Source organism: Novosphingobium sp. AAP93, assembly GCF_001296055.1.
Classification (GTDB): Bacteria; Pseudomonadota; Alphaproteobacteria; order Sphingomonadales; family Sphingomonadaceae; genus Novosphingobium.
The window spans coordinates 1-12,789 of the sequence record NZ_LJHZ01000131.1 but is presented as its reverse complement, the minus strand read 5'-3'; the positions used below and the strand labels follow the sequence as shown (position 1 = coordinate 12,789).

Here is a 12,789-nt window from a genome sequence, read left to right as displayed (position 1 = left end):
TCCTTCGTTGGGGCAGACTCTACATCAAATCGAGGGCGCCAACGGGGGGCAGGTCACGATCATCGTGCTTAAGCTCGAGCATTAGTTTCATCCGTGCGGCGGGCACCCGCCACAACGCGTCGGGGCAAGGCTCCTCGTTGCTCCAATCCACGTTTTCGATCTCGGCCCACGGCAGGGCGCGGATCATGCCGGGGCGCTGCGCGGTCAATGCCAGAAAGCGTGAGGCCAGCTTGGTAAGCGGCGAGGCGGGCTCCGCCTCGGTCTTGCGAATCATGTCATGAAGAGCATCAATCGAGACAAGTGCCGGACGCTTGCGGGCGCGTGGTACCGGCTTCAGCGCCTTGGTCACCACGCCCGCCGGATCACGCGCCGCTGCGCCCTCTGCGATCGCATGGACGAACACTGCTGAGATCCGTTGACGCACCCGGTGCGCGGTCTCGATCGCTCCTCGCTTCTCGATCTTGCGCAGGACCGAGAGGACCAGCGGCTCATCGATCTCGCGGACGGGGAGTTTGCCGATCCAGGGAAACACTTCCTTCTCGAGGCTGCCGATAACGTCGCTTGCATGGATTGGCGTCCAGCGGCTCTCCTGTAGATCATACCAGCCCCGCGCGAGAGCCTCGAAGGTGTTTCCCGCAGCAACTGCCCGTTCGACTTTGGCCTTCTGCGCTTCAAGCCCCGGATCGCGTCCTTCGGACAGAAGTTTGCGCGCTGCGATCTTCCGGTCACGCGCCGCCTTCAGCGGCAGATCGGGGTAGCTGCCAAGAACGAGCCGCCGCTCCTTACCGGCAAAGCGGTACTTCATCCGCCAGCTACGGTGACCAGACTTGGTCACATAGAGGTACAACCCTTCGGAATCGGAGAGCTTGTAATCCTTGTCCTTCGCCTTGGCATTCTTGACGGTAAGTTCTGTGAGCATTGATGCCCCCGGATCTGTGATTGAGTGCCCCCGCAAACGCCCCCGGATGGGTGCGGTTGCACAAGGATCAAGCGAAACAAATAGGGAACGATTTTGGCCGCAGATCGGCAGAAATACAAGGAAATTGGGATGTTAGGGGAGCCTTGCAGATCGCAAAGTGGCGGAGACGGAGGGATAGGCCGCCGCTCGTCATAAATGTCCTTTAATCAACGCTTTGTGATAGAACCTTGTGTAGCAGGCGGGCGGATTGTGTATCAACAGTGCGTCGCGACTATTTGATGCTTCGGAAAGGTCCTGGGCGCCCACTTCGTGCGACATATGCATTCTACTCACCGCTCGAATGCCCAGAGTGTGGGGCGAGTATCACCTGAAACGTACAACGGGTGGGACGGTTGGCCAGCGCCGGTTAGCTTGAGGTAATGTGGATTGTTGAGGCGAGGGGCTACCTCACCTGCTCTCCCGAGATAGCTCCCAGTATTGCCCCAAGCGGCAACAGTCAGTGATGCCTCTTTGCTCAGCCTTTCAAGCCAGTGGTCGTTTTCTGGGCCAACCGGTTCCTTGGCTTCCATGAGTTCGGCTGGCGACGGCGTCCGGAAAGCAAACAGGTTGCCGACAATCAGGGAGCCGAAGCCCCAAGATTTGGCGAACGAGATGCATCGTCCGATAGTGCGGTCATCCTTGGTCGCATCTGCGGTCGAGGGGTTAAGCATGACAAAAAGGACCGTAGGGGCATCGTCCCACTTGCGCGAAAGTGAGTATCGATATCGGCCGCAAGATGAGATCGTCGCATCCGTTAGCATCATCTTTCCCCATAAAATGCTGAAATTGTCGGTCCAGTTTTGATATTGCTCCAGTGCAACTGGTTGCAAATATCCAAACATTTCAATTATATACTATGTGAGAGTGTTTGCCGAGTCCGATCTCCCGAATATCGCAGCCACCATTTTTGCTGCCTGCGCTGGCTCGGTTACGGGGCGGTGCTTTAGAGACCTTACCCACATTTGGCGTTCCTCATGCGACATGCGCTCTATAAGTGACTGTCGAAGCGACCAATGGGTTTGGTACTTATCTTTGTACTTGCCCGTTTGGTCCGCTGACAGTGCATCTACCCGGCAACTGATGATCCACATTGCAAACACATCTCGGGTAAAGAGCTGACGCGAATGCGCTGGCCATGCCTTCGACGCCCTTTGATACGGCCCTTCCCATTTGCTCGTTGTCAGCCCAGGGAGCCAGCCGTTTCCCGGCGAAGGGTCTCCGAGAGGACTTGCGGCATTGATTGGTTCATCCCCTGCGGCGCGCGTCGACTTTTTGCCGTAGACGGCCTCCTCGTGATCGTAGCCCCGTCTAAGGCGTTGGCGGATCGTGTTGGGATGTGTGCCGGTGCGCCGTGCCCAATCCGTCAGTGGTTTGATCTCGCCCCTCACGCTGAGCATGATGGTAATGGTCCGATTGTTCGCCTGCTGCCGCTTGTCGGCCCATCGTATCTTCCCGGGCGCATACTCCGGATCATCTGCGTCGATGCGGTCGATGGTCCAATCCCGTCCCGGGCGCGGTCCCATTTGGAGCAGGAAGTCTCGAAACGACCTGATGGATGCGGAGACCACGGCAACGCCTGACTTTTCACGCGCCAGCATCGCCCTATGGCAGTTCGCTGCGTATGGATGATCACGACGGAGCTCTGAGATCGTCTTGCTGGCGACTTCTCTTCTAAAGTCTTCATCCGTGTGCGGCACTGTGTACGGCGCTCCCTACCGGGAATATAGGAGGTGAAGGCGCTGCGCTATAAAACCATGATTTCTTTGGAATATTAAGCGAATCGCATTGTCACCAAGGCTCACACCTGTACACATCACTTTCACATGTGACAGACCTGTTGCAACTTGGATTGCTAGCCTCTTAATCAGCGGGTCCTAGGTTCGAGCCCTAGTGCGTCCACCATTCCTTTCAAGCACTTAGGCAACCGCAACTCTCCCGACCTATAGGCCGTGTCCGGCTGGTGTCCGATCATGTGGATACCGCTGAAATCGCTAAACTCTTATATCGGCGCAAAAATCCGAGATCGGCTTAACGCCCACCAGATGCAGTCTATCGCGGGCACGGGTGCAGGCGACGTAGAAAAGGTGGCGCTCAGTCTCGAATACCTCGCGCAGTTCGTCCTCGTCCGTCGCCTCATCGACGCGCGATTGCAGCGGCAGCGCCTCATCATCGCAAGCCATGACGATCACCGCCTTGAACTCCAGCCCCTTGGCGAGGTGCATAGTGCCGAGCGACACGCAGTCGCCAAAGTCCTCCACGCGCTCGGTCAGTTGCCGTGCCTCCAGACCAGCCACCGCGACGGCAGCCCGGCAGCGTGGTAGGTATTCGGCGGAGCGCACGAAAACACCGATCTCGGCGGCGCTGATGCCGTCATCAATGGCCGCGCGGAGATAGGCGGCGACCTTGGCGGTTTCGTCGGCCTGATCTGCACATTCCACAATCGTCGGCGCTGGCCCCTCGAACACGGATTGCGCCCCGGTCCTATCATCCTCAATCCCGTCAACGTCGCGGACCTTGGGCGGAAGCAACTGGTCAGCGGCCTCCCTGATCTGGCGCGACGTGCGGTAGTTGATCCGCAGGCTGGACGACCGGCCCCGGACATCGACGCCCAAGGTCAGCCACGAGAACGGAAGCTGGAAAATCCGCTGCCCGAGGTCACCGGCAAAGAAGTGCGCGTTTGTCCCCGTGGCCAGCGCGCCCATCATCCGCAGTTCGGCGACGCCCAAGTCCTGCGCCTCGTCTACGATCACGTGCGTGAAGGGTTTATCTGCTTTCGCTTTGGCGTCCGCTTCCACCACAGCGAACAACTGTGATGCCGTGACAAACCCACGCGCCGCCAGTGTGCGCCGTGCTGCTTCAAAGACCGGCCAGAGGGTTTCGCGCTGCTTCGCGCCGAGGCGATTGCGCCGCCCAATCCGGGGCACCTTTGCATAGCTGGCCACATCAGGCAGGTTCCATGCATCCACAATCTGCCGCCACTCCGAAAACACAAAGCGGGGTGACAGGTCCTTGTAGCCCAAATCAGCGATTGCGCGCTCCAGCGCGACCTGCTGGGCATCAATCGGGGCAAGGGTCGGCCTTCGCCCCGTCGCAAGCTGAAAAAGCTCTGACGCGGCATCCTCGAAGGAAGCAATCGACACGCGGGCCAACTTGGCCGGATCATCGGCAAGCAGGATCGCCAGTTTGGCGCGTAATGCGTTGGCCAGTGGGCGCGAGAAGCTGGTGAGCAGGACACGGGCTTGCGCATCCTCCCGGACGGCGCGAGCGGCGCGGTGCAGCGCGACGATGGTCTTGCCGGTGCCAGCCGTGCCGGTGACCCGCGCCGGGCCGGAAAAGTCGCGGTCCACAATATCGCGTTGCGACGGGTGGAGGAACACGCTCCACTTGTCCCACGGGAAGTCGAGGGCCAGCCGCAGTTCTTCTTCGCTGGTGATGGTCTGGACGCGGCGCAGAGTGTCCGGGTGAGCGAAGGGATCGGCGGGCGCAGGCTCCGGCGTTGGCAAGCGCCCCGTTGCAGCATAATCGAGCAGCGCCTCGGCGACTTCGGCTGGGAGCCGGTCGCTCATCTGGAAGAAGCGATCCTCGGTCCAGCCTTGAATGTCAGCGATCCAGTCAGCCGGTGCGCCAATGTCCAACAGGGCGTCTTCGGTCAGGCTGGCGAAGATTGGCGTTGCAACGGGTTGCAACTGGGTTGGCGCAGGTGCCGTGCTTGCCGGTTCTGGCTGTCGCGGTGCGAACAGCGGCCCAGCATCCTCGATCCGCTCGTGAACCTCCACGATCTGGATGGCACCAGTGCGCGGATGCGCTTCGATCCGGCGACGTTCGGCCCACGCATAGGCTTTGTCGTGGTGATCGACATAGGCCAGCATGAAGCTTGCCTCAGTCTTGTGGATGATAATCCGAATGTCCTGATTGACGCGGACGGACCAAAAGTTCGGATCGCGGCTGTTTGTCAGCCGGTGCATTTGCAGGCCCGGCTGGGCCGGGTTCAATTGCAGGTCGAACGCCGCAGTCTTCGCCTGCTTCTGCTCCTGACCGGACAAGCGGCCAAGAGCAGACGTGAAACTGTCGGCGATGTGAAAATTCATGAGCCGCGCCTCATGTCAGCGAGTGGTTCCGCGAACCAAGAGTGTAGAGGCCGCTGTGGACATCGAGAAGAGACCATCCCGAGCGTCCGCGAAGCAAATCTTGCATCAGGGCATTGTTCTCGTAGATCGCACCGGGCTCGAAAGCTTGATCATCCAATTCACTTCCCGCCGGGTCTCGTGTCAGCATGTTGACCTTTCGCAGCATTTTGAGCGCACCGTAGATTGGCCCTCCCGGCGGCAGCATCGGCGTCGGCTCAACCATCGTTGCAGCCAAGTTTGGCTGGGCGAAAAGTGCCACCATAAACATGGCGGTTGCGTTCCAGCTACCAATGTATCGAGGCCGCTCAGGGGAAAGGATGGGCGTCATCCATCGCTCCTGCGCTCGTCCCAACGTCTTGAGATTGTCAGGCAAAGCCTCTGGCAGCTTCACCTTCTGAAAAAGCTGGTAAGCACCTGAAAGAGAGAAATGGATGGGTTCGGCACCGCGCTCCAGATGGAAAGTGCAAGCCGTATGCAGATCGGTGCCGTTCCAGTGCTCCAACACGTTTACGGCTGCTTCGGTGAACGTGATATCGAATTTGGCCAGGTGTCCCCAGCTCAGGCCGATTGCGAAACATATGTGCCATGGGTTCCGACCAGGGAGCTGCGCGAAGTGTTCGGCAACCTCTTCGTAGGCAAAATGGTTCAAGTCCTTCCCGGCATTGTCCAACAAATCCTGAACCTTGCCGCGCGGCGGGCCGCCGCCCGGTCCACCGCCAAGCTCACAGAGCTTGTGAAAATCCCGCTGACACTGATTTATCGGTGACGGGAGGCCCGCTGTCTTCATACCCCAAACACCTTCATCACCTCGTCGCCGAAGTGGTTGATGACTTTTACCGCAATGCGACCGCTTTCCGGCCTGTCGAACGGGCGTGATGTGGCGCGGTTGAGCGTTGCCCATGCCTCTTCGTCGATCTCGGCCTTGAGCGCCGTTTTCAACTGCTTGTAAGGCTCGTTTGCGCCGAGGAAATAGGCGTGGCGGACGAAGAAGCTCTCTTCGTTATAGGCCGTGTCGATGAACCACGCGGCGATGCCCTTCACGTCGTTGCTCCGGACCTCGCCGGTATTGGGATCGTAGATGTCCACGCCGTTGACTCGCACGGCGATGCGGCCATCCGGTTCTTCCAGAATGTCGATGTCCGGCTCGCCGAACACGGTGAAGAGATTGCCCTTGCCGGTGTTCTTCAACTCGCCCGCCATGTGCAGGTCGGGGTTCATTTTGGCCTTCAGGATCGGTAACGGGCCAAGCCGGGTCAGTTCCGAGGCGTGGGCGTCGAAGGCGAAGCTGACGGCGATCAGCACGTCAAACCGGCTTTCGGCGGCCTCACGCGCAGCGGCGGTGAGATCGACGCGGGAGAGCGTGCCAAACTCCGGCCCGATGAAGATCGCGGCGCGGCGCTCGGTCTCGCCTTCCATGAACCGGCCTTCCGCGCCGATGTAGCCGCGCCCGGCATAGGGCGTCAGGCTGGTGAACTCGATGCGGTCGGCTCGGTCGGTCTGGTGAACACCAGCCGATTTAAGATGCTCGATCACCATTGTAGCGAAGTCGGTTTCCGACGTAGCCAGCGGCCCTCGTGTCCGCTTTCCTTCGGCGGCATCGACAACGTCGATCAGTTCCTCGGCATCGGCAGGCACGACGCGGTGTGGGGAGAGGCTTTCCACCGTGAACGGCCCAGCAACGCGCACGCGGTTCGGATCGGCATACGGTTTGTCATAGAGATATTCGACATCCGCCGCGCGGGCGATGGAAGCGTCGATCTCCTTTTGTCGGGCAATGCGCGCATCCCACCAAGCCTTGTGCACACCCGTGACATTGGATGACCAGCCGGCTTGCGGTTCGCGAGGTATTTCCCATTCCTGCCAGGTCTTGCCTGTGATCTCGTTCAGTTCTTTGCGCAGCGGTTCAAGCTTGGCCTGCCAATGGTCCCAAATCACGTCGATCTCGGCGTTGTTGGCAATGGACTTTAGGCCGATATGGGGAACGCGCTCATAAACGAACCCTTGTCGAACATCTCCGTAGGTCGGGCGGTCACTTGGCGGCTTGCCAGTAAGCTCCGCCTCCTTGCGCTTTCCGTCAGCACTGTCAGCGAGAAGATACCAAGGATAGCGCGCGGCCATCACGCGGGTACGCGCTAGCGCCAAGGCCACGCGGCTTGTGTCGATGGTAATCCATCGGCGGCCCCATTGCTCCGCAACGTATGCGGTAGTGCCGGAACCACAGGTGGGATCAATCACCAAATCGCCGGGATCAGTAGTCATTAGCACGCAACGCTTGATCGCCTCGGTTGCGGTCTGAACGACATAGATTTTGGGATCAGCGCGGCTTTGTATGCCGCCAATGTCTGCCCAGACATTAGTCAACGGGAACACTTCGTAGTCTTCAAGAAAACGCACATACCGGATTTTACGGCCACTAATCACGATACGATCAGCCTTCGCCGCTCGCGTTAGTCCCCTTAGATCTGATTTGAAGGTGCCCGCTCCCGGCGAAAATCTTGTACCTTGATATTCAAACTCGGCCAAATCGGCACCTTGCCTTGGGCGTTGGCTGGTAAGGTCGCTTGTGGTAAAAAGCTTGTGCTTTTGCCCGTCCGTAAGTTGCGAGGCTGGAATACGAAGTCCACTCTCGATCTGCGCCGATGTGTATTTCGTCGCGCCTTCCTCCCCTACGGTCTTTTCACCGAATATAGGGCGATATTTTAGTGCTTCGTTATTACGAGCATACCATAGTATAGTGTCATATACGTTAGACAAGCGTTCGCCAGACCCGCTGCTGGTCTTTACAAATGCGATTTGGCTGACGAAGTTAGTCGCGCCAAAGACCTCATCCATCAGCGCTCTTAGTCGATGTGCGTTCTCGTCCCCGATCTGAACGAACACTGAACCACTTTCATTTAGTAGTTCGCGCATTATAGTCAGCCGGTCGCGCAAATAAGTTAGGTAGCTATGGATACCTTCCTTCCACGTGTCACGGAACGCCTTTACCTGTTCTGGCTCGCGGCTAACTTCAGCTTGTTTACCGTCTTTTACGTCCCGGCTCTGTGTCGAAACCTGCCAGTTTGAACCAAACTTGATGCCGAAAGGAGGATCGAAAAAGATGGACTGCACCTTGCCTTTCAAAGCCTCGCGCTCGGCAAGGCTGGCCATCACCTGCAAGCTGTCGCCAAGGATCATCCGGTTCGACCAGTGCTGATCGTGCTGGTAAAACTCGGTGCGCGCCATCGGATCGGCTAGGCCGTTGAAGTCGGCAAACAGGTCCGGTGCGTCGCTGGCATCATCGCGCGCCGCCTTCGACTGGCGTACCAGATCGTCGATAATCGCCTTGGGGTGCACTTTCTCCTGAATGTAGAGCGGCGGCGCAGTGACAATCAGATCGGACCAGTCCTGCCGATCTTTGCCGCGCCACACCAGTTGCGCATCGCCAATCTCGATGGTGCCGCTCTCGGCAAGTTGCGCGACCTGATCCTTGGTCAGCGTGATGCGCACACCGTTCCACACGATCTGCGGATCAAGGTCAGCGTCCCGCTCCCGCACCTCGCCTTCGACCAAGGGCCGGGCGCGCGGATATGCAACGGGTTGCATCGGAGCAAGCTCCTCCTGCATCGCCGCCAGATCGGCCATCTCCGCCGTGGGAATGTTCCGCCGCGCATCGGCTTCATGGTTGAGCGTGGTGACCTGTTTCGGGCCTTTGGGGGGGCGGGCCATTATGGGATGTCCTTGTTCGTAATCACGCCGAGCAGGTCTTGCCGGGAAAGTTCCATGAGGATTTTGTCGAGATAGCGACGTTTGCTCGGGCCATACTCGTCGCCGAAAAGCTTCTTTCCGAGATCGTCCACGGCATTGTTGATCGTCAGAGCGTCCTCGATATTCGGCACGTTACTTTCTCGGATGTGTGGAGCCAAACCAATGGCTTTTACGGTCCGAACGAGGTGCAGGTCAGGCTTCACCGCAAGGCCAAAGTCGGTCATCAAATGCAACGTGGTGATGTGCCCCCAACCGCGACCGGCAAGCTCCTGTATGCGGGTAACGGTCTTTGGGCGATCAAGGCTTGCGAAGGACTTGAACGGATGGATTGGGTCTTCAGCTGCCAATGCGCGGAGAAGTCTCGCGCCGCCTTGAACGGCGAGGAGGCGGTGTCTTGCAATTCCCAGCGCATCAACGGCAGGAGCGGCACTGCCGGAAACATGAAAGTTTGAACGCTTGTTGTAACCACCCCTGTGTGTGATTGAAAATGCACCGTTGGGCGTGCCCCAGGTCCTCCAAGCGCCAGCCATGTATGGCTCCAACTTCCGCACTGACTGCACGCCCGTAGCCACACGTGTGTTGGCAAACAGCGGCTTGTCCCAGATCAGCGTCCAGCACTGATCAGCTGTAGCTGTGGCCGGATCGAGCACTGATGCGGCGAGATGCTGCGCCTCTTGCAAAGGGTTGATCTCGAGAAGGAGGTTTTCCCACGATCTCAGGGATGACAGGCCTATCGTACTCATCCGGGCAGCCCATCGACAAGCTTACCGAACGCGGCCTCGATCTCGAAAACGTCGGTAAACTCGGCAAAAGCCCAACGGCCATGCGTGCCAAGGTTGTTCACCCCCGGCACCCACATCGTTTTCATGGTCTCCGCCTTCAACTGCGCGTCACCCTTGCGGTAGCCCTTGGTCTCCAGAACGAGGTTCAGCAGGTCATCGGGGCCGTGCCCGTCATCGAGCCGAACGATCATGTCCGGGATGTAGCGGCGGGGTTTGGAGCCATCGCGGTATGGCACTTCTAGGCCAAGACCTTGGTTCTTCACGAAGGCAACGACGCGCTTGTGGGTTTCCAGAACGCGGGCAAGCTCTGCCTCCCACGGACTGTCGCACACGACGTGGCTGACATGGCTGCGGCGGGGATCGGTGGCGTAGATGGCCTTGCTGGTGGTGAAACCAACGTGGCGGGTTGAGCCTTTCGGGTTGTAGGGATCAAGGATGGCCTTGATCGCCTTCGGTCCATGTTCATACCGCTGGCAGGCAAGGAAGATACGCTCAGCTGCCTGATCCTTGATCTCCAGATAATCTAGCACGCCCATCGGCACGCCCTTGAGCACCAGGTAGCCGCCATCAAGCCATTCGCGCACGATGCGGCGGACCTGGCCGAACAGGTGCACCGGCAAGTCGCCGCTTTCATCGCCAAACCGCTTGAGGAGGTGCGCTGCAAGCGAATAGGCGATGGCGCTAGGGCGCTGGTCGCCGACACCTTTGGCGGTCAGTTCCTCGGTCGCGCCGACTATGCCCTGCATGGTGACACGCGAAGGCCCGATCATTTCGGGATCGACGATGAGGCGACTGTCCTCGGTGAAGCTGGCGCTGATCCGCTCTTCCGGTAGATCGACGCGGTAGCCCTCGACGCGCGGGAAGGTGATCTCCAGTTCCGGGCGTTCGGCTACCCGTTCCTTTACAGCATGGACCCGCGTGACGAGCTTCGGCGGGGTCGGCTTCACGATTACCGGCTTGGCAGTGAAATCAAACGGGATACCGAGCACGTCAGCGTACTCGACATCGAACAAGCCATGTTCGTTCAGTTCATAGGACTGGCGGCGAAGGCCGCGTCCGACGACCTGCTCGCACAGGAGTTGGGTGCCGAAGGCGCGAACACCGAGAATGTGCGTGACCGTGTTCGCGTCCCAGCCCTCGGTGAGCATCGAGACCGACACGACGCAGCGGATGCTTTCGCCCAATCGGCCCACGCGCCCAACCGTGTTCATCACCTCGCGAAGCAGTTCGGCATCGTCGATGTCGTCGGCATCCTCGACCCGCCCGGTGCGGTCCTGCCGTTCACGCCGAAACTGTTCGATCTCTGCCGAGGCCATCTTGCGAAAATCGGTGTCCAGCGCCTCACCGCTCTCAAGCTGGGCGCTGTCGATCAGCAGCGTCGGGGCACGCGCGATCCGGTTGCCGTGCTCATCGTAGTTGCGGAACAGTTCGAGGTGGCCGCGATGGACGTTGACCAGTTCGCCATCCTCGTTGGGGCGATCCCACCCCGAGATGTATTCGTAGATCAGCTTCGAGGTGGACGTGTTGTTGCACACCACGATGAACACGGGTGGCACGGGGATGCCTGCCCGCCGCCATTCCTCGTGAACCAGCACGTAGTGGTTATACAGGGCATCGAGAGCCGTCAGCAGCTTGGTCGGGAGTTTGAGCGGATCAAGCTCATCCGACTTCTTCGCGCCCTTCTTCGGCAGGTCTCTGCCGATGTGCTCCCACAACTTGCGGTAGATCGGCATGTCGGCAACGGGCAGGTTGTCAGCCACGGGCACGCGGGGCAGCTTCACGATGCCGCACTCGATGGCGTCCATCAGCGAGAAGTCGCTGACCACCCACGGAAACAGCGTGCCTTCGACATAGCCTGAACCGGCGAGGAAGAACGGGGTTGCCGACAAATCATAGACGGCCCGGACGCCGACCTTCTTTTTCAGCGCCTTGATGCCGTTGATCCAGAGCCGGGCAGCTTCCTTGTTTTCCTTCGCTTCGGCTTTGGCGTCGGCATCGTCCAGTTCCTCGACGCTGCCCTGCGGACGCTCCTCGTAGCAGTGGTGCGCCTCGTCATTGATGACGACGACGTTCTTCATCGACATCAGTTCGCCGCAGGCGCGCTGGAGCATCTGGCCTTCGCTCTCGATGGTCGTCAGCGCCTCGCCGCGCCCTTGGAGCAGCGCCTTGCCCACCTTGGAGACATCCATCGTCTCGCGCCGCTTGAAGGCGTGGTAGTTCGTGATGACGACCTTGGCCTTGGCGATCTCCGGCAGCATGTCCGAAGGCACCATGTCGCGGGTGCGGTAGTAGCTGTCCGGGTCGTCCGGCAGCAACACGCGCAGCCGGTCCTTGATGGTGATGCCGGGCGCGACGATCAGGAAGCCACGGCTGAAATGGCTGCTGGTCGGCGAGCGCACGGCATTGACCGTCTGCCACGCGATCAGCATCGCCATCACGGTCGTTTTGCCCGCGCCCGTGGCCATCTTCATGGCCAAGCGCAGCAGGTCCGGGCTGGATTGCTGATTGGCCCCTTCGATGTGCTTCCAGATGTGCGCATACCGCTTTTGCGTGCGGGCGACCTCGGTCAGCCAGATGACGGTTTCAACGGCCTCGACCTGACAGAAGAATGGCCGCAGTCCCTCCACCTCGGTGCGCCGCCAATGGTGGAGCAGCCGGGCCGTGGCAGGCGTAACGCCCCAATCGCGGTCGCTCGGCAACGAGCGCCACGTAGCGACGTGGGCGCGTATCTCGTTGATGATCGGCTTGGGGTTGTATTCCTGTTCTGCGTCCGTCAGCCCGGCTTCATCCTCGAACACCATCGAGGCTTGGGCTGCCTTCGCCGACCGGCGTTTCGGCTTGGGCACGGGGGTGATGAAGTCGCATGGCCGCCGCCCTTCGACCGGGGGCTGCTCCAGCGGTTGCCCGTCGTCATCCAGCGCATGATAACGCGAGGGCGGCTCATAGGGCGAGTTCAGGATGGGATGATCGAAGAACGACTGTGACACGTGAATACCTCTCGACCGCCTCTGTATTGATGAGGTGGCAGACCAGCACAAGCGTTAGAAAACTTAGATTACCGGGAAAATCCGAAGCCGGGGACTTCCATTAGCAAAACCCGTTCCTATGTTGCTGGGGCTGACTTGTCCCTCATTCTGGCTTGGCCCATCATGGGCGCAGGCACCGGAGGCGGGGACCA

At 59.7% G+C, this 12,789-nt stretch carries 7 protein-coding genes; all 7 read right to left on the bottom strand.

Features of this window, described 5'->3' with window-relative positions; genetic code table 11:
* Positions 1 to 19: 19 nt before the first annotated feature.
* The 7 genes from IP83_RS18355 to IP83_RS18330 all read right to left on the bottom strand — a co-directional run bounded on the left by IP83_RS18355 (position 20) and on the right by IP83_RS18330 (position 12,598).
* Positions 20 to 919, bottom strand: coding sequence for an integrase arm-type DNA-binding domain-containing protein (locus tag IP83_RS18355; RefSeq protein WP_054123684.1), 900 nt, complete (start codon positions 917 to 919; stop codon positions 20 to 22).
* Positions 920 to 1,248: 329 nt separating this feature from the next.
* Positions 1,249 to 1,788 (bottom strand): DUF1643 domain-containing protein, encoded by a 540-nt coding sequence (locus tag IP83_RS19750; protein WP_197274444.1) that lies wholly within the window; start codon positions 1,786 to 1,788, stop codon positions 1,249 to 1,251.
* Between the two features lie 1,161 nt (positions 1,789 to 2,949).
* On the bottom strand, positions 2,950 to 5,046 hold the full coding sequence (locus tag IP83_RS21005; RefSeq protein WP_054123683.1) for a 3'-5' exonuclease: 2,097 nt from the start codon (positions 5,044 to 5,046) through the stop codon (positions 2,950 to 2,952).
* Between the two features lie 10 nt (positions 5,047 to 5,056).
* Positions 5,057 to 5,872 (bottom strand): hypothetical protein, encoded by an 816-nt coding sequence (locus tag IP83_RS18345; protein ID WP_054123682.1) that lies wholly within the window; start codon positions 5,870 to 5,872, stop codon positions 5,057 to 5,059.
* Positions 5,869 to 8,790: a site-specific DNA-methyltransferase gene (locus IP83_RS18340; RefSeq protein ID WP_054123681.1), complete on the bottom strand. Its 2,922-nt coding sequence runs from the start codon at positions 8,788 to 8,790 to the stop codon at positions 5,869 to 5,871. The genes IP83_RS18345 and IP83_RS18340 overlap by 4 nt, the downstream gene beginning before the upstream one ends.
* Positions 8,790 to 9,572, bottom strand: a complete 783-nt coding sequence (locus tag IP83_RS18335; RefSeq protein WP_054123680.1) for a hypothetical protein — start codon at positions 9,570 to 9,572, stop codon at positions 8,790 to 8,792. The genes IP83_RS18340 and IP83_RS18335 overlap by 1 nt, the downstream gene beginning before the upstream one ends.
* Complete coding sequence (locus IP83_RS18330; RefSeq protein WP_054123679.1) at positions 9,569 to 12,598, bottom strand: BPTD_3080 family restriction endonuclease; 3,030 nt, start codon at positions 12,596 to 12,598, stop codon at positions 9,569 to 9,571. The genes IP83_RS18335 and IP83_RS18330 overlap by 4 nt, the downstream gene beginning before the upstream one ends.
* Positions 12,599 to 12,789: the final 191 nt, after the last annotated feature.